This window comes from Comamonas serinivorans (assembly GCF_002158865.1).
Taxonomy (GTDB): domain Bacteria; phylum Pseudomonadota; class Gammaproteobacteria; order Burkholderiales; family Burkholderiaceae_C; genus Comamonas_E; species Comamonas_E serinivorans.
The window spans coordinates 3,025,285-3,042,092 of the sequence record NZ_CP021455.1 but is presented as its reverse complement, the minus strand read 5'-3'; the positions used below and the strand labels follow the sequence as shown (position 1 = coordinate 3,042,092).

Genomic DNA, 16,808 nt, shown 5'->3' with positions numbered 1-16,808 from the left:
TTTAAATTACTGTACGTTCATACATCACCAATTTCAGTGATTGTCCTTTTGATTCCATTTGTATCCAATCGAAGGGGCGAGCGGCACCACCACCGGGAGGGGATGGGGTGCCGTGACGGCATCACACATTTGGGACGAATGATGAAGAAGATTCTGGTGGCTGCAGCGCTTGCTGCAAGCATGTGGTCTGGCGCAGCACAGAGCGCCGTTGAAATTGTGAACGTGCCCATCGGGCAGATCCCAACATTTGACAGCCGGGTCACCACACTGGGTGGAACCGTGATTCAAACGGCCGTCGTGAACGGCGTTGGGGTCTACAACTACACCGACGCCAACGGCAACCCGGCAACGTTGACGGTGACTCGTCTCGACGGCAACCCGCTCGGGTGGACGACGACCTACGACAATTTGACCGCTCCGGCATGGGACATCAGCCCCTGGACGGAGCCATCCGACACCATTCCAGGCGAAAAAACCGGCTTGCGCTTCACCTTCTCTTCACCGGTGAACGCGTTTGGGCTGGAAATTGGTGACTGGGCGACGTGTTGTTACGAGGCAACGCGTCCTGCCGCCATCCAAAGCACCTATGGCGTACCGGCTGAGGGCTCGGGTCTGTGGATTCGCTTCAATGGCGGCGCCGCCACGCTGCCCGCCAACGCGCTGTCCGAAAACGACAACCCTGGTTGGGTCGCAGAGAGCCGATTCACCAACTTCATCGGCGCCATTGACGACTCGGGTAGCTTCACCACGGTCGATTTTTGGGGGGATGGCTTCGGCGAGGCTTTGTACGCGGGCGGCACCTTGCGCTTCGCCGCCATCCGCCGCGGCGCAATCGGCGGCACCGTGGCACCTGTGCCAGCCGTGAGCGACACCGGACTGCTCGCCGGACTGCTGGGTATCGCTGCCTTTGGCGCCTATCGGATGCGCCGTCGCGCCATTCGCTAATCAGCCACTGGCGCGCCAGGCCTCGGGAACCGGCTCGCCGGCTTCCTGGGCGCGGGTCACCACGCAGTCGCAGGTGGTCAGGCGGATGTGGACGTTGGTGTTCATGCAATGCCCTAGTAGCTGTCCACCCCGAACGCGATGTGCGCGTTGTTCGGCGTGTTCGTCAGTGTGCGGCCACGAACGGCACCGACATCGTGCTCGAGATTGCCGGGAGGCCACTGCCTCTGGCCGCTCAACAGGCGTCGGCCGACGCGGTTGGGAACAAGCCTCCTTGGCGCAGTGGTGCAAGCAGCCCGCGGCCTTCGCTGCCTCGGTGGGCGGCCGCGGTCTCGGCCGCCGCTGATCTGGCGCTCGCTGGCTCAGGAGGCGGCGCGCTGCGCGGCCCAGGCGGCCTGGGCCCGGTCCAGCTCTTCGCGCGCGAGCTTGGCGCGCTTCAGGCCCTCGATGTCGTTGGCCAGGGCGGCCCGGGTTTCCTGGGCCGCGCAGGCGTCGCGGCGGATGCCGAACATGATGGATCGCATCTCGCTTTCCAGCTCGGCGAAGTTGGCCTGCGGCGCCGTCAGGTCCTTGTGCGTGCGCATCAGCTGCGACGCAAAGTCGGCGAAGGGCTGGCCTTGCAGCTGCTCGACCAGCACGCCCCAGGCCACGGTGCCATGGTCCTGAAACTGCCGATCCAGCCAGCGGATCAACGGGCCCACGGGCGCGGGTTGCTCGCACAGCAGGCTGTGCTCGGTTTCCGACAGCGTGGCCCACAGCTCCATCTGCGCCAGCAGCAGCCGGGCCGCATGCTCGCTGCGCGGCGTGGGCATGCCGGGTGGGCCGCTGTGGCTTTGCCAGCGTTTGCCGGCGGTGGTGTCCTTGCCCTTGAATCGGTTGCCGCGGTCGTTGCGGAAGGCGCCGCGCTCGCCGCGGCCGCCATGGCTGCTGCGGGAATCACGGGACTCGCGGCCTTCGTGGCGGGCGCCCGGCCAGGCGCCGTGGCCATCCTGGGGCCAGGTGGATTCGGCCGTGGGCCAGCTGTCGAACCCGCCCAAATCCTGAGACCAGTCTGAACCAGGTGGATGAGCAGTATGGTCATGTTTCCGTTCATCAGCAAACGGGGATGGCTTGATACTGGGTGAAGTGGGGCGAGCCGGGGCCTCGCCCCGTCCTGGCCGGCCTTTGCCCAGCAGGCCCTGGCGCTGCCAGCTCTCGAGCAGCTGCGCCGCCTCCATGCGCACCAGGCTGGCCAGATCCCCCAGCATTTGCTGGGCCAGCGTGCCCTGCGGCAGCAAGCGCCACAGCTCGCCCGCGCGCACGGCGGTTTGCGCGCGGCCTTCGGCGGTTTCCAGGTCCAGCGTCTCGCTGGCCACGTCCATCACGAAGCGCGACAGCGGCACGGCCTGTTGCACGGCCTGGTCGAACGCGGCCTTACCCTGGGTGCGCACAAAGCTGTCGGGGTCGTGTTCGGCGGGCAGGAACAGGAACTTGACCGTGCGCACGTCGGTGGCCAGCGGCAAGGCCACATGCAGGGCTTTGTGCGCGGCGCGCCGGCCGGCGGCGTCGCCGTCGAAGCTGAACACCACCTGGTCGGTGACGCGGAACAGCTTGGTCATGTGGTCGGGCGTGCAGGCCGTGCCCAGCGTGGCCACGGCATTGGGCAGGCCCAGCTGGGCCAGGGCCACCACGTCCATGTAGCCCTCGGTGACCAGCACGTGGCCGGCATCGCGGATGGCGTTGCGGGCTTCGTACAGGCCGTACAGCTCATGCCCCTTGCTGAACACCGGGGTCTCGGGCGAATTGAGGTACTTGGGTTTCTCGTCGCCCAGCACGCGGCCGCCAAAGCCGATGCACTCGCCGCGCTCGTTGCGGATGGGGAACATCACGCGGCCGCGAAAGCGGTCGTAACGCTTGTCCTCCTCGGCGTTGTGGATGACCAGCCCGCTGTGCTCCAGCAGCGGGTCGTCGTAGGCGGCAAAAACGCTGGCCAGGCCGCGCCAGGTGTCGGGCGCGTAACCCAGGCCGAAGCGCTGGGCGATGGCCCCCGACAGGCCGCGCTTTTTCAGGTAGTCGATGGCCAGCGGGGTGGTTCTGAGCCGCTCGCGGTAGGCCTGGGCGGCCTGCTCCAGCACCTCCGTCAGCGTCTTGCGCTGCTCGCGCTGGGCCTGCTGGCGCGCCATCTCCTGCGGACTGACCTGTTCCTGCGGCACCGTCAACCCGGCCTGTTGCGCCAGGTCCTGCACGGTTTCGACGAAGCCGCTGCCGAGGTGGTCCATCAGGAAGCCGATGGCGTTGCCGCTCTTGCCACAGCCGAAGCAGTGGTAGAACTGCTTGCTGGGGCTGACCGTGAAGCTGGGCGATTTTTCGCTGTGGAACGGACACAGGCCCTGGTAGTTGGCCCCGGCGCGCTTGAGCTGCACATGGCGGCCCACCACCTCGACCACGTCGGTGCGGGCAAGCAGGTCGTCGATGAAACCCTGGGGAATGGCCATGGGCCGATTGTCGCGGATCAGCCCAACCCGGCGGATGCCTGGGGCCAGTTCGACGCGGATCACCGTGCGCTGACTCAAGCCGTTTGAATCAACCCGACAGGCCTTTCTGGCTTCAGATGCCCATGACACCGACAACCCTGTACCCCTTGGTCATCGCGCTGCTGGTGGGCGGCGCAAGCGCGTCCGCCGTGGCGCAGGAGGAACAGCACCGTCAGGCCTTCGCGGACGCCATGATGGTGTGCAACGCGCATGCGCTGTTTCAGCACCTGTACGCGCAGGGCAAGCGGGTGCCGGAGCTGCCCACCGCGGCGGACTACAAAGCCCTGGCCTACCAAGCGGGCGGGCAAGCCTATGTCGAGGCGCGTCTCGAATCGAGGGCGGTGCGGGACGAGGCCATGAAGCAACTCGAGGCGCAATTGAACACCCAGCCCTACGACGGCTTGACGGAGGAGGCGCGCGAGCGCCACATGACGGCCACGTGGTCCAGGCTCCTCACGACCTGCAACGAACGGGCTGCCGCTGGGGCCAAGAGCGCGGCTACGCCCAAATGACCTGCTTGGACCTCAGCCTGGTGTGCTGACGGTGGCGGTCAGGGCCGGCCGGGGCCGGGGCTTTGCACCAGGCCTGCACCGCGCACCTCGATCTGCACCGTGTCGAGCGGCTGGCCGCGCGCGTCCTTCAGCACCACCGTGAAGCGGCCGGGCAGGGGCATCCAGGCGGCGCTCGCGCCTTGCGTCAGCAAGGTGTCGTTGATGAACCAGCGCAGGCTGCGGCCCTGCGCGGCCGTGGCATCACTGGTCAGCCGCAGGCGCTGGTTGGCGGGCGGAATGTCGGGGTCCAGGGCCAGGATGGTGCCGCTGGCCGGCGACGTGATGCGGGCAGCCCCCGCCTGCGCGGCCACGGTGACGGCGGGTGACCACCACGCGGGCGGCGCCTGGACGGGCGCGCTGGCCGGGCTGCTTGGCGCGCGCACCACGCGCGCCAGGGCCTGGGGGGAGGGGCGACCGCTGCCGGCCGCCAGCCGGCTGGCCGCCACGCCCGTCAACGGCGCCGTGCGCGTCGGTGCAGTGGTCGTGGCTGGCCGGCCCACGCTGGCCTGGCCTGGGCGCTGAACATGCGCGGGGGTGGCGTCGGCGTCGGCCAGGCGTTGCGCGGGGACGGTGAACTGCGCCTGCTCGGTGCCGCGCACAAACCATTCGCTGCGCGGCGCCTCGATGGGCGGCGCCTGAGGGCGCAGGCTGCTGGGGCCGTACTGCACGGCCTGTTGCACCACGCCGGGCGGGGCCGCAGGCGCCTGCGAGGGCGATTCGCGGTGCAGCCACAGCATGAGGTCGGCCCAGACGGGGGCCGCGCCGCTCACGCCGCTGACGGCCCACATGGCCTGGCCGCTGGCGTTGCCGACCCACACGCCAACGGTGTAGCGGTCGGACCAGCCCAGGGCCCAGTTGTCGCGCATGTCCTTGCTGGTGCCGGTCTTCACGGCCGTCCACGAGCGCGTGGCCAGCACGCTGGCGGTGCCGAAGGTGGGGGCGCGGGCGATGGGGTCGCTCAGCATGTCGCCCACGATGAAGGCAGCATTTTCATCCAGTATCGTCCTGTTTTCGTTTTGAGATGAACGGGAATTGAGTTGTACTGGGGTTACATGTGTCTCGCTGTAGCGACCGCCGCGTGCCAGGGCGCGGTAGGCGTTGGTCAGGTCGAGCAGGCTCACATCCGGGCTGCCCAGCGCCAGGCTCAGGCCGTAGTGGCCGCCCGTGTGCGCCAGGCGCAGGCCCAGCGCGTTCAACTGCGTGGCAAAGGCCTCGGGGCCCACCATGGCCAGCGTGCGCACGGCCGGGATGTTGAGCGACGAGGCCAGCGCCGTGCGCACCGACACCCAGCCCTGGTACTGGCTGTCGTAGTTCTGCGGCGCATACAGGCCGGTGGGCGTGACCACCTGGGTGGGCGCGTCCTCCAGCAGCGAGGCGGCGGTGAGCCGCCGCTCGGCCAGGGCCTGGGCGTACAAAAAGGGCTTGAGCGTCGAGCCTGGCTGGCGCCGCGCCGTCACGCCGTCGACCTCGCTGGCCTGGCTCAGCTCGCCCGACGAGCCCACCCAGGCCAGCACCTCGCCGCTGCGGTTGTCCAGCACGACGACGGCGCCGTCTTCGACGTTGCGGTGGCGGATCTCGCGCAAATGGCGGCGCAGGCTGGCTGCGGCCTCGGCCTGCAGGCGGGCATCCAGCGTGCTGGCGATGCGCGCCGGCGCCGTGCCCTGGGGGCTGGCCTGGCGAGCCGCCTGCACCAGCCGGCGTGCCAGGTGGGGCGCCAGGCCATCGCTGGGGACGAAGGCCTGGCGGCGCAGGGCGGCCGTGGTCAGCAGGTCCATGGCGGTGCAGTCGCTGCCCTCGGCCGACGGCAGGCCGGCGGGCGGGGCGGCGCTCGCCGCGCGGGCGGGGCTGGCTTGCCCCGTGCCGGCTTGCACCGGGCTGGGCTGGGCTGGGCTGCTGGGGATGGCCACCGCGGCCTGCATGCTCTGCCAGACCTGGCAGGCCCGCCGCGCCACCACGGCGGGCGCGGCGTTGGGGCCGCGGATCAGCGCCGCGGCGATGGCCGATTCGCGCGCGTCCAGCCCGCTGGGCGCCTTGGCGAACAGCGAACGGGCCAGCGCGTCGATGCCGACCAGCTCGCCGCGGAAGGGCACGCGGTTCAGGTAGGCCTCGAGGATCTGGTCCTTGCGCCAGGATTTTTCGAGCTGGCGCGCGACCCAGGCCTGGTTGATCTTCTGGCCCAGGCTGCGGCCGCTCTGGCCCGCGCCCCTGGCCTGCAGGTCCTCGTCCAGCAGGCCGGCCAGCTGCATGGTCAGCGTGGACGCCCCGCGGGTGCGCGTGTGCCACAGGTTGGCCCAGGCGGCCGCCGACACGGCGCTCCAGTCGACGCCGCTGTGCGCGTAGAAATCGCGGTCCTCGCTCAGCAGCAGGGCGCTGCGCATGGCGGGCGAGATCTCGGCCAATGCCACCCAGTCGCCGCGCCGCGCCTGGCTGTCGCTGCGCAGGCGGTGCAGGGGCTGGCCGTGGCGATCCAGGATCACCGTGTCCGAGGACTGGAAGTCGGCCTGCACCTGCGCCGGCGTGGGCAGGGCGCTGGCCTGGGCCGCAGCTGGAGCCAGGAGCAGGCTCAGGCCGAGGCCAAGGTTGACGCCGATGCTGAAGGCTGTCATGCCCAAGCCGACACCGAGGCGGGCGCCCAGGCTTGCGCCAAGGCTTGCGTCGAGACGTACGCCCAGGCGTGTGCCGAGACGCCAGGCGGCTGCGACGGCCCGGCGCGCCAGGGCGTTGTGGCGGGTGCGGGAGGATCGTGCGCGCATCAGGCCGTCAGCCTGCTGGCGCAGGGGCACTGGCGTGGCATCGCGGGCTTGTGTGTGGGGGGCGCGAGGCGTGTGTGGCTGCGCGATGCACCAGCCCTTTGGGCTGATTCACAGAGGGTGATGAATCGGGAGTATGAGGTGACTGCCGATACTGGACAAACGGGTATTTGCTCATACTGCCTTGTCATGACGCGCCTCCAGCGCCGCATGTCGCACGCCCACGGCATCGCCTTCAAAGGTCGTCGGCCAGGGCGTAGGGCAAGCCCAGGCCTGCCAGCGCGGGCCCGCTGGCGCCGCCGATGGCCAGCGGCAGCCGCTCGTCCACCGCCGACAGCTTGAGCGACGCGATCACCCAGGGGGCGCTGCCTGCCTCGGCGGGGTCTGCCGATTCGGCCGGCGCGGCCAGGGCCACGGTGCCCACCACGCCGGCGTCCTCGCCCGTGGTCCAGACCTCATCGCCGTTCTGCACCGCGCCCTGCACCCGGCCCACGAAGGCGCGCTGCTTCAGCGTGCCGCGGAACTGGCTGCGGGCCACGATCTCCTGGCCGGGGTAGCAGCCTTTCTTGAAGTTCACCCCGCCCACGCTTTCGTAGTTGAGCATCTGCGGTACGAAGGCCTCGGCTGTGGCCGTCATGACCGGCGCCACGCCGCTCCAGACCTCGGCGGTCAGCCAGGCGGCCAGGGGCAGGGCGGGGCCCTCGGGCATCTGGCCGCGCGGCGCCACCCAGAGGGCGCGAGCGAGTTCGGGCAGCGCCTGGCCGGACGCACCGGACAACGCCGCCGGCGGCATCGCGCCGGGCAGGCGCACCACGTCCACGCCATCGGCCCGGTGCGCGCGCTGCCAGCTGCGCTGCAGCTCGGGGGCCGCGGCCAACGCGGTGTCGCCGAGCAGGCCGTGCAGGGCGAGTTCGTCGCTGACGTCGGTCAGCGTGACCTTGGCCCGCAGCACGAACATGCGCAGGCGTTTGAGCATGGCCTCGATGCGGTCGCGCCACAGGACCAGCAGCACGGCAGGCTCGGCGCCTTCGGCCACCACGCTGGAGAAGCCGATCAGGCTCACCAGCATGCGCCCTTTGGGCGAACACCAGGCCGCCAGCCGGGCTTGGTCCGGCGGCAGCAGGGCGAAATCCTGGGTCAGCTGGCCATGCAGGAAGGCGATGGCGTCGGGGCCCTGAACGCGAATGACGCCCAGGTGAGCAAGGGGGACATGGCCAGGGGCCACAGAATTGGCGATCATGGGCCTGAATTATGATCCGGGCCCCTGAATGCAAGGTCTGGGGCCACGGGCGCCACCGAGGTGATCAGGGGCATGTGCTGAAAGGACAAACGCCGTGCGGGTGATTCGAGCAATCGGGGTGTTGATCCTCATCGTGATGGCCGCCTGTGCGGCCTACCTGTTCTGGTGGCTGGAGCAACCGCTGCCGCTGAACAAACCCAATGTGCAGTTCTCGGTGCCCAGCGGCAGTTCGGCCCAGCAGGTGGCCGAACGCATGCACAAGGCCGGCGTGCAGACCCACCCGTGGCTGCTGTACGCGTGGTTCCGGCTCTCGGGCGAGTCGCGGCAGATCAAGGCCGGCGTGTACGAGGTCGAGCAGGGCGACACCCCGCAGCGGGCGCTGGAGCGCCTGGTCAAGGGCGAGCAGGCCGTGCACCGCGTGACCTTCATCGAAGGCTGGACGCTGGCGCAGGCGCGTGCCGCGCTGGCCAAGGCGCCCGACCTGCTGCCCGACTCGGCCGCGATGAGCACCGACGACCTCATGAAGGCCCTGGACCGGCCCGGCGTGCCGGCCGAAGGGCGCTTCTTCCCCGACACCTACACCTACCCGCGCGGGACCAGCGACCTGACCGTGCTGCGCCAGGCGCTGGTGCGCATGGACCGCCAACTCGACGCTGCCTGGTCGCTGCGCGCAGCCAACACACCGCTCAAGAGCGCCGACGAGCTGCTCAAGCTCGCCAGCATCGTCGAGAAGGAAACGGGCCGCGGCAGCGAACGGCCCATGGTGGCGGCCGTGTTCCTCAACCGCCTGCAGGTCGGCATGCCGCTGCAGACCGACCCCACCGTCATCTACGGCATGGGGGCGACGTTTCAGGGCAACCTGCGCAAGAAAGACCTGCAGACCGACACGCCCTACAACAGCTACACCCGCACGGGCCTGCCGCCCACGCCCATCGCGCTGCCGGGCAAGGACGCGCTGATCGCCGTGGTGCAGCCCGCGCGCACCAAGGCGCTGTACTTCGTCGCGCGGGGCAATGGCACCAGCCACTTCAGCGACAACCTGCAGGACCACAACCGCGCCGTCAACCTGTACCAGCGCGGCCAGCAGAGCGGGCCGCTGCCGCAGGAAGCGGCCTCGGCACCCGCGTCGAGCGCGCAATGAGCGCCTGGGCTGCGCCGCCGCGTTGTGGCCGGCGCCGTGGCGATCGAGCGCCTCGATGGCATCGACCATGTGATCCCCGGTAACGACGACTCGGCCAAGGCTGTAGCCGGTGCGATCGCCCTGATCGCCCGGGCCGCTGGCGTCTGGGTCGGCTTGAGTCCGAGCGCGATCAGACCGGCTGCGCCGGGCTTGTTGTCGATCACCAGGGCCTGACCCAAGACTTTCCCACCCACGAAGGCTTGGCGAGCGCCCCATCTGCGGGGCGATCACCTCGATCCGCCCCTTGCGTGTGCAGAGATTGATTCAGGGTGGAATTTGAAGGAGTATGCGGCCATTCTTGTTTTCAAATAATCGGGTGATGGTGCATACTGGGTTGACATGGTGAATCGATCCAAGTCACGCCACCTGCCGCAAGCCATCGCGGCCCGGCCGGCCGTCGGAACCCGCCAGTGCCGGGCGACAATACGCGGATGAGCAGCACACGGGCGCACTTCATCAGTTTCGAGGGCATCGACGGAGCCGGCAAATCCACGCACATCGCGGCCTTGGCCGATGCGCTGCGCGCCGCCGGGCACACCGTGGTGCTCACGCGCGAGCCGGGGGGCACGCCGCTGGCCGAGCGCCTGCGCGAGCTGGTGCTGCACGAGGCCATGTCGCCCTTGACCGAGGCCTTGCTGATGTTCGCGGCCCGGCGCGACCACCTCGACACCGTGATCGAGCCCGCGCTGGCCAGCGGCAGCCTGGTGCTGTGCGACCGCTTCACCGATGCCACCTTTGCCTACCAGGGTGCCGGTCGCGGCTTCGACTGGGACACCCTGGCGCAGCTGGAGCGCATGGTGCAGGCCAGCCGCGATGGCGTGGCGGCGGACGGTGGCGCCGCGCTGCGCCAGCCGGATGTGACGCTGTGGTTCGACCTGTCGCCGCACGAAGCGGCCCAGCGCCTGGCCAAGGCGCGCGTGCCCGATCGCTTCGAATCGCAGCCCGAGGCGTTTTTCGACGCTGTGCGCAGCGGCTACGCCCGGCGCATGGCGGCGGCGCCCCAGCGGGTGGTCCGCATCGACTCGGACCAGCCGCGCGCGCAGGTGCGCGAGCAGGTCCTGCGGGCCGCACAACAACGGCAGCTGCTGACGCCGGACCAGGTCAGCCAGGCGCTGGCTGCGACGGGGGAGATCTCCTGATGGCGACGCGCGCACCCCGGGCTGCGGCCAAACCCGCCACACCGACGTATGCGGCGCCCTCTTCGTTGCCGCCATCGCCCTGGCTGCATACCCAGCTGACGGGCTTGCTGGCCCAGCGCGGCCATGCGTGGTTGCTGCAAGGGCCCTCGGGCCTGGGACAGTACGAGTTGGGGCTGATGCTGGCGCAGGCCTGGCTGTGCGATGCCCCCCAGGCTCAGGGGGTGGCCTGCGGCCAGTGTGAGAGCTGCCACGCGGTGGCCGTGCGCACGCATGCCGACCTGCTGGTCGTCATGCCCGAGGTGCAGATGCAGGCCCTGGGCTGGCCCCTGCCGGAGAAGGCTCAGGCCGAGCTGGACGAGAAAAAGCGCAAGCCCAGCAAGGAGATCCGGGTCGAGGCGCTGCGCCAGGTGGTCGAGTTCGCCCAGCGCACCAGTGCGCGCGGCCGGGGCAAGGCGGTGCTGGTCTACCCGGCTGAGCGCATGAACGCCATCTCGGCCAACGCCTTGCTCAAGACCCTGGAAGAGCCCGCCGGCGACCTGCGCTTTGTGCTGGCCAGCGAGGCCGCGCACCTGCTGCTGCCGACCATCCGCAGCCGCTGCATCACCCACGCCCTGGCCTGGCCCGATGCGCAGGCAGCCATCGGCTGGCTGGCGCAGTGCGGCGTGTCGGGCGATGAGGCCCAGGCCCTGCTGGCCATGGCGGGTGGCCGGCCGACCGACGCGCTGGCCCTGGCCAGCTCGGGGCTGACTGCCGCCGATTGGGTGGCCTTGCCCAAGGCGCTGGCCCAGGGTGAGCCGGCCTGGCTGAAAGACCAGCCGCCGCCGCAGGCCGTGGCGCACCTGCAGAAGCTGTGCCATGACCTGATGGCCCTGGGCTGCGGGGCGCAGCCGCGTTACTTTCCGGCAGCGACCCTGCAAGCGCTGTTCACCGACGCGGGCAAGGGCGCGGGTCGGACCGGCCGGGGGCGCCCCTGGCCCGACGGGCGATCGCTGGTGCGCTGGTCGCAGTCGCTCTTGACCGCGGCCCGCACGGCCGAGCACCCGTTTCAGGCCGGACTCATGACAGAGTTCCTTGTGAGCGAGGCAAGCCAGGCCATAAACTCGGGTTTTCGCACCCCACCTGCCTGAGCCATGTCGACTGCTCCCCTCGGCTCTGCCGCTCCTCAGAACCAACCCGCGCGGCCCAGCATCATCCAGCTGGCCATCAAGGAAAAGGGCGCGCTCTACGCGGCCTACATCCCCATCTTCAAAGATGGCGGCATCTTCATCCCCACCACCAAGTCGCATCGGCTGGGCGACGATGTGATGGTGTTGATCACGCTGCCCGAGGACCTGCAGCGCTACCCGATTGCGGGCAAGGTGGCCTGGATCACGCCGGCGCGGTCGTCCGGCAACCGCACGCAGGGCATTGGCGTGCGTTTTCCGGGGGACGAGAAGTCGCAGGAACTCAAGCTCAAGATCGAGCAGATCCTGGGCGCCCACCTGGGGTCGGACCGGCCCAATCAAACCATCTGAATCGCCAGTGCGGCCAGTGAATGCGGGGCCGAGGTCGGCATCTGTGTCCGATCTGAGGCGCTTGTTCACGACGCGGCCGCATCGCATCCGGGCCCGTCGCCTGGGTTGTCATGCCCGGGGCATGCATCGCCCCACTACGGGCTGCGCAGGCGCAGGAAAACGCCAAGCTGGTGCTGGCGTTCAATCCAAGTGTGGGGGTATAGCTCGGTTGCCGTGATTTTATCAACGGCAACAGGGCCATACTCTTGTGATTCATCCACCTTTCGGCTGAATGAACGCCGCCATCGCCTGTGCAAAATCGGGCCGGTCACACAGCGCGGCTTCCAGGTGGATCGGCACCTCGATTTGGCGCTGGCGCAGGTGCTGGTGCAGCTGCTCGACCAGCTCGGGGATGTCGTGCCGCGCGTGCCGGCCCAGGCCCAGGAACATGGGCGTGATGCACAGTTCGGTGCAGCCCTGTGCCAGCAGCGCATCGGCCGCCTCGTGGAGGGTGGGCGGGCACAGTTCGATGAACGCGCAGCAGCAGGGGGTGTCGGCCTGGCGCAGCGTGTGGGCCACGGCGTCCAGGCCGGCGCGCCAGTGGGGGTCGCGCGAGCCATGGCCGAGCAGGATGCGGCCCCGGCGGGGCAAGGCAGTGGAGAGGGTCATTGGCGCAGCACCAGCCAGCGCAGGGCCAGCAGCGAAATGCCGGTGTAGATCAGGCTGGGGGTGGCCGCCGTGAGCCAGGGTTGCCACTGGTTCAGGTTGCCCATGAAGCCGACCACGTTGTTGAGCAGGAAGAAGCTGATGCCGGCCATGACGCCGCCGAACACGTAGCCGGTGATGTTGCCCGAGCGGAAGTGGAGGTAGGCAAAGGGCAGGGCCAGCATCATCATCACCAGGCAGCTCAGCGGGTAGAAGACCTTGCGCCAGAACTCGATCTGGTAGCGCTGCGCGTCCTGGTTGTTGGCCTTGAGGTGCGAGATGTACTGGAACAGGTCCAGCGTGCGCATGCGGTCGGGGCTCAGCAGCGAGGCCGCCACCATGCTGGCGCTCAAGGCCGTGGGCCAGCGCCATTCGGGCAGGCTTTGCCGCGTGATGCGCAGGGCGCCATCGCTCCCGGCGGGCGCGAACTCCGTGCGCTGCACGTCTTTGAGCAGCCAGGCCTCGCCCCGGTCGAACACACCCGTGGTGGCGCGCGTGGCCGACACCAGGCGCGCTTGCGCGTCGAACTCGAAGATGCGGATGTTGGCGATGGTGCCGTCGGGGCTCATGCGGCCGACATTGACCGACACGCTGTGCTCGCCCATGCGCTCCTTGATCCAGGCGCCGGTCTGGCCCACGGTGATGTCGCCGTCGAAACGGGCCTTGAGCAGCTGCGCCGCCCGGTTGGCCTGGGGGGCCACGTAGTCGCCGATGCCGAAGGTGAGCACGACGAAGGCGCAGCCCAGGCTCAGCAGCGTGGTCAAGGCGCGGCCCGGCCCCATGCCGCTGGTGCGCAGGATGGTGTATTCCGAATCGGCGGCCAGGCGTGCCATGACGTAGATGGCACCGATGAGCACGGCGATGGGCAGCAGGTCGTACAGGTGGGCGGGCAGCAGCAGGCCGACGTAGGTCAGGGCGTTGAACAGCGTGTATTGGTTGCGGCCGACCGCACCCAGTTCGTCCACGATGTCGAAAAAGGCGAACAGCGCCAGAAAGCCCAGCACCACGAACAGCACGGCGCGCAGCACTTCGCCATGGATGAGGCGACGGATGGTTTTCATGCGGTGGGCCCTGCCTGGGGTGTGGGCTGGGGCAGCAGGTCACGCCAGGACCAGCGGCGGTTGCGCAGCAGCAGCCAGGCCAGCACACCGGTGAACACGCCGCCGTGCAGCACCACCAGGGCAGGCACGATGCCGATCTTGCCGGAGCTGACCCAGCTTTGTGTGAAGGCCAGCAGGTTGTAGTAGACGACGAAGGCCAGCAAGGCAAAGATCAGGCCGGCGGTGCGCCCGCTGCGCGCGTTGCCGTTGGCCGCGGTCACGCCCAGCAGCACGAGGTTGCAGGCGGCCAGCATCAAGCCGATGCGCCAGCTCAGCTCACCGAGGTTGGGGGCCGAGGGGTCGGCCAGCAGGGCGGCGGTGCTTTTCGCGCGCGGCCGTTGCAGGGCGGTGTTGTCCAGCACCTTGGTGGCGATGACCACGCCGTACTGCTGAAAGGTGCTGATGCGCAGATCGCCCGTGGCCAGGTCGATCTGGGTGCGTTGACCCTTGTCCAGCATCAGGAAGCGGTCGCCGTTGATGACCTCGAGGTGGCCGGACTGGGCCGAGGTCACGGTTTCGGACTTGGCGTCGCGCGTGGCGATGAAGATGTTGCTGCCCTGTTCCTTGCCCGAGGCGTCTTTCTCGATGAAGAACACGCGTTCGCCATTGGCCGACTCCTGGAACTGGCCGGCGGCCACGCGGTCGATGTCGCCCCGCTGCTGGAAGTGGGTGCGCAGCTCCTGCACCTGCTGATTCGCCCAGGGCCAGGCCAACAGGGCCAGCAGGCCAATCACCACCACCACGGGCGCGGCAAAGCGCGCCAGCGGGCGGATGAAGGCGAGCAGGCTCTGTCCCGAGCTCAACCAGATCACCATCTCGCTTTGCACATACATGCGGGACAGTGTCGCCACGATGGCGATGAACAGGCTGAGCGTGAGGATCGTGGGCAAGTGACCCAGCACCGTGAAGCCCATGACCAGCATCACGTCGGCGGGGTCGACCTTGCCGCCCGATGCCAGGCCCAGCGTGCGGATGAGCATCATCGTCATCACGATGGTGGCCAGAATGACCAAGGTCGCGCTGAACGATCGGCCCAGCTCTTTGCGCAGGGTGGAATCGAATAACATTGGTTCAAACGAAAAGCACGGATTATGGACTTCGAACTGATTGCCTCATCGCTGTCGAAAGCAGCATCCCACAAGGCGGATGCCCTCTTGGTGCTCCTGCCCGAGGGCGCGACGTCCCAGGACTGGCCGGCCTGGCTGCAAGATCCCGTCCAGCAGGGCGACGCCGACTCCAAGGCGGGCAGCGTGCTGTCGGCCTACCGGTTGCCGGGTGCGGCGCCGGCGCGCGTGCTGCTGGCCGGCGTGGGGGAGGCACGGCCCAAGGACGTGCGTGCCGCCGTGGCGGCTGCGATGTCGGCATGCAAAGGCGCGGGCATCAAGCGGCTGCACGTGGTGTGCGTGGCGGCGCCCACGGCAGCTGCGCTGCGGGCGCTGGTGTTGGCCCTGTTCGATGCCACATACAGCTATGGCACCACCAAGCCCAAGGCCACGGCGCGGCAGTTGGCGCAGGTTCGCGTGTCGGTGCCCGAATCCACCGACGTGCGGGACCTGCGAGCGGTGCTGCTACGCAGCGTGGCCATTGCACAAGGGGTTGAGGAGGCCAAGGAGTGGGGCAACCGTCCGGCCAACCACGCCACCCCCACGATGCTGGGCCAGGAGGCCAAGCGCCTGGCGCGGTCGGGGGCGTTCACGTGCCAGGTGCTGGGCCCCAACGAGGTGGCCAAGCTGGGCATGGGGGCGCTGCAGGCCGTGGCTCAGGGCTCGGCCCAGCCGCTGCGCTTCATCGTCTTGCAATACAACGGCGCGGCCAAGACCGAGGCGCCTGTGGTGCTGGTGGGCAAAGGCATCACCTTCGACTCGGGCGGCATCTCGCTCAAGCCCGCGGCCGAGATGGACGAGATGAAGTTCGACATGTGCGGGGCGGCCAGCGTGCTGGGAACCTTCCGGGCCCTGGCAGAGCTCAAGCCGGCGGTCAACGTGGTGGGTCTGATCGTGAGCTGCGAAAACCTGCCGGGTCCGACCGCTGTCAAGCCCGGCGACGTGATCACCACCATGGCGGGGCAGACGGTGGAAATCCTCAACACCGACGCCGAAGGCCGTCTGGTGCTGTGCGATGCACTGTGCTACGCCGAGCGCTTCAAGCCGCGCGCGGTGATCGACATCGCGACCCTGACGGGCGCCTGCGTGGTGGCGCTGGGCGCCGTGCGCAGCGGTTACTTTGCCAGCGACGAGGCGCTGGCCCAGTCGCTGGAAGCGGCGGCACACGAGGCGCAGGACCTCATCTGGCGCCTGCCGCTGGACGACGACTACGCCGAAGGCCTGCGCACCAACTTTGCCGATGTGGCCAACGTGGCTGGGCGCGCTGCGGGGGCGGTGACGGCGGCCAAGTTCCTGCAACGGTTTGCCGGCCAGTTCGCCTGGGCGCACCTCGACATTGCCGGCACGGCCTGGAAGAGCGGTGCGGCCAAGGGCTCCACGGGTCGCCCCGTGGGCCTGCTGGTGGAGTACCTGCTGGCACAGGCGGCCAGCCTGCAGGCCTCAGCGGGTGACACGGGCAAGGCCAAGGCGGCGGGCGCCAGCAAGGCCAAGCCAGCCAAGTCGATCAAGGCATCGACCAAGACCCGGAAAGCCCAGGCGGAGCTGGCCAAGAAAACCGCTTCGCCGGCCACGCAGGGCGAGCCCGGCAAGCTGAGCAAGCCCGCTGGCAAGGTTGCCCGCCTGGCGCTGTCCTGAGGCGTTGGGGGCGGTGACCGAGGTTGCTTTCCATTTCAACGTGCCGGATCGGCTGGCCTATGCCTGTCGCCTGATCCGCAAGGCCGTGGGGCAGGGTGTGCGCCTGGTGGTGCTGGCCGATGGGGCCGATGCCTCGCGCCTGGACCAGCTGTTGTGGACCTTTTCCGCGCGCGAGTTCATCGCCCACTGCAGCCTGCCGGCCCATGCCGATGTGGCAGCCGCGTCGGCGGTGCTCATCGGCGGAGAGCCTGCGCAGTGGCCCCACAGCCAGGTCATGCTCAACCTGGGCATGCGGGTGCCTGCGGGCTTCGAGCGGTTTGAACGCCTGATCGAGCTCGTGACGGGCGATGACGACGATCGGCATCACGCGCGCGAGCGCTGGCGCCATTACGCTGCTCGGGGGTACCCCATCGTGCGGCACGATGTTTCGGCGAGGGGATGAGCGCATGACCGACCA

15 protein-coding genes are annotated in these 16,808 nt (G+C 69.1%); 9 read left to right on the top strand and 6 right to left on the bottom strand.

Annotated features, from left to right (window positions below; all coding sequences use genetic code 11):
- The first annotated feature begins 141 nt into the window (after positions 1-141).
- Positions 142-945 (top strand): PEP-CTERM sorting domain-containing protein, encoded by an 804-nt coding sequence (locus CCO03_RS12865; protein WP_157667677.1) that lies wholly within the window; start codon positions 142-144, stop codon positions 943-945.
- Between the two features lie 359 nt (positions 946-1,304).
- Here CCO03_RS12865 and dnaG read toward each other — a convergent pair whose 3' ends face one another.
- Positions 1,305-3,416 carry a DNA primase gene (gene dnaG, locus CCO03_RS12860; RefSeq protein WP_087284658.1) on the bottom strand — a complete coding sequence of 704 codons (2,112 nt, stop codon included), beginning with the start codon at positions 3,414-3,416 and terminating at the stop codon, positions 1,305-1,307.
- A 122-nt stretch (positions 3,417-3,538) separates the two neighbouring features.
- On the opposite strand from dnaG, the gene CCO03_RS12855 reads away from it, so the two are divergent.
- On the top strand, positions 3,539-3,967 hold the full coding sequence (locus CCO03_RS12855) for a hypothetical protein (RefSeq protein ID WP_157667676.1): 429 nt from the start codon (positions 3,539-3,541) through the stop codon (positions 3,965-3,967).
- 38 nt (positions 3,968-4,005) lie between these two features.
- On the opposite strand, the gene CCO03_RS12850 is transcribed toward CCO03_RS12855, so the two are convergent.
- Positions 4,006-6,612, bottom strand: a complete 2,607-nt coding sequence (locus CCO03_RS12850; RefSeq protein ID WP_087284656.1) for a transglycosylase domain-containing protein — start codon at positions 6,610-6,612, stop codon at positions 4,006-4,008.
- 379 nt (positions 6,613-6,991) lie between these two features.
- Positions 6,992-7,996, bottom strand: a complete 1,005-nt coding sequence (gene ygfZ / locus CCO03_RS12845) for a CAF17-like 4Fe-4S cluster assembly/insertion protein YgfZ (protein WP_087281636.1) — start codon at positions 7,994-7,996, stop codon at positions 6,992-6,994.
- A 136-nt stretch (positions 7,997-8,132) separates the two neighbouring features.
- On the opposite strand from ygfZ, the gene mltG reads away from it, so the two are divergent.
- From mltG to CCO03_RS12820, 5 genes are all read left to right on the top strand, one after another.
- Positions 8,133-9,137, top strand: coding sequence for an endolytic transglycosylase MltG (gene mltG, locus CCO03_RS12840; protein WP_169717503.1), 1,005 nt, complete (start codon positions 8,133-8,135; stop codon positions 9,135-9,137).
- A gap of 36 nt (positions 9,138-9,173) precedes the next feature.
- On the top strand, positions 9,174-9,350 hold the full coding sequence (locus CCO03_RS12835) for a hypothetical protein (RefSeq protein ID WP_157667675.1): 177 nt from the start codon (positions 9,174-9,176) through the stop codon (positions 9,348-9,350).
- A 257-nt stretch (positions 9,351-9,607) separates the two neighbouring features.
- Positions 9,608-10,315 carry a dTMP kinase gene (gene tmk, locus CCO03_RS12830; protein WP_087284652.1) on the top strand — a complete coding sequence of 236 codons (708 nt, stop codon included), beginning with the start codon at positions 9,608-9,610 and terminating at the stop codon, positions 10,313-10,315.
- Positions 10,315-11,442, top strand: a complete 1,128-nt coding sequence (locus CCO03_RS12825) for a DNA polymerase III subunit delta' (protein WP_087281632.1) — start codon at positions 10,315-10,317, stop codon at positions 11,440-11,442. Before tmk ends, CCO03_RS12825 begins: the two co-directional genes overlap by 1 nt.
- 3 nt (positions 11,443-11,445) lie before the next feature.
- Positions 11,446-11,829, top strand: coding sequence for a PilZ domain-containing protein (locus CCO03_RS12820; RefSeq protein ID WP_087281630.1), 384 nt, complete (start codon positions 11,446-11,448; stop codon positions 11,827-11,829).
- Between the two features lie 252 nt (positions 11,830-12,081).
- Here CCO03_RS12820 and CCO03_RS12815 read toward each other — a convergent pair whose 3' ends face one another.
- The 3 genes from CCO03_RS12815 to lptF are packed head-to-tail and all read right to left on the bottom strand — an operon-like array spanning position 12,082 to position 14,680.
- Positions 12,082-12,477: a sirohydrochlorin chelatase gene (locus CCO03_RS12815; RefSeq protein ID WP_087281628.1), complete on the bottom strand. Its 396-nt coding sequence runs from the start codon at positions 12,475-12,477 to the stop codon at positions 12,082-12,084.
- Positions 12,474-13,574: an LPS export ABC transporter permease LptG gene (gene lptG, locus CCO03_RS12810; RefSeq protein ID WP_087281626.1), complete on the bottom strand. Its 1,101-nt coding sequence runs from the start codon at positions 13,572-13,574 to the stop codon at positions 12,474-12,476. Before lptG ends, CCO03_RS12815 begins: the two co-directional genes overlap by 4 nt.
- Positions 13,571-14,680, bottom strand: coding sequence for an LPS export ABC transporter permease LptF (gene lptF, locus CCO03_RS12805; protein WP_087281624.1), 1,110 nt, complete (start codon positions 14,678-14,680; stop codon positions 13,571-13,573). The genes lptG and lptF overlap by 4 nt, the downstream gene beginning before the upstream one ends.
- A gap of 24 nt (positions 14,681-14,704) precedes the next feature.
- Here lptF and CCO03_RS12800 point away from each other — a divergent pair, with 24 nt between their 5' ends.
- Both CCO03_RS12800 and CCO03_RS12795 read left to right on the top strand, forming a co-directional pair.
- Entirely contained in the window at positions 14,705-16,351 is a 1,647-nt protein-coding gene (locus CCO03_RS12800; RefSeq protein ID WP_087281622.1) for a leucyl aminopeptidase, read from the top strand.
- Between the two features lie 13 nt (positions 16,352-16,364).
- Positions 16,365-16,793, top strand: coding sequence for a DNA polymerase III subunit chi (locus CCO03_RS12795; protein ID WP_087284650.1), 429 nt, complete (start codon positions 16,365-16,367; stop codon positions 16,791-16,793).
- Positions 16,794-16,808: the final 15 nt, after the last annotated feature.

Bases quoted from the DNA above. Each gene is read 5' to 3' on its own strand.
- CCO03_RS12865 (WP_157667677.1), top strand. From the start codon at position 142: ATGAAGAAGATTCTGGTGGCTGCAGCGCTTGCTGCAAGCATGTGGTCT.
- dnaG (WP_087284658.1), bottom strand. From the start codon at position 3,416: ATGGCCATTCCCCAGGGTTTCATCGACGACCTGCTTGCCCGCACCGAC.
- CCO03_RS12855 (WP_157667676.1), top strand. From the start codon at position 3,539: ATGACACCGACAACCCTGTACCCCTTGGTCATCGCGCTGCTGGTGGGC.
- CCO03_RS12850 (WP_087284656.1), bottom strand. From the start codon at position 6,612: ATGACAGCCTTCAGCATCGGCGTCAACCTTGGCCTCGGCCTGAGCCTG.
- ygfZ (WP_087281636.1), bottom strand. From the start codon at position 7,996: ATGATCGCCAATTCTGTGGCCCCTGGCCATGTCCCCCTTGCTCACCTG.
- mltG (WP_169717503.1), top strand. From the start codon at position 8,133: ATGGCCGCCTGTGCGGCCTACCTGTTCTGGTGGCTGGAGCAACCGCTG.
- tmk (WP_087284652.1), top strand. From the start codon at position 9,608: ATGAGCAGCACACGGGCGCACTTCATCAGTTTCGAGGGCATCGACGGA.
- CCO03_RS12825 (WP_087281632.1), top strand. From the start codon at position 10,315: ATGGCGACGCGCGCACCCCGGGCTGCGGCCAAACCCGCCACACCGACG.
- CCO03_RS12820 (WP_087281630.1), top strand. From the start codon at position 11,446: ATGTCGACTGCTCCCCTCGGCTCTGCCGCTCCTCAGAACCAACCCGCG.
- CCO03_RS12815 (WP_087281628.1), bottom strand. From the start codon at position 12,477: ATGACCCTCTCCACTGCCTTGCCCCGCCGGGGCCGCATCCTGCTCGGC.
- lptG (WP_087281626.1), bottom strand. From the start codon at position 13,574: ATGAAAACCATCCGTCGCCTCATCCATGGCGAAGTGCTGCGCGCCGTG.
- lptF (WP_087281624.1), bottom strand. From the start codon at position 14,680: ATGTTATTCGATTCCACCCTGCGCAAAGAGCTGGGCCGATCGTTCAGC.
- CCO03_RS12800 (WP_087281622.1), top strand. From the start codon at position 14,705: ATGGACTTCGAACTGATTGCCTCATCGCTGTCGAAAGCAGCATCCCAC.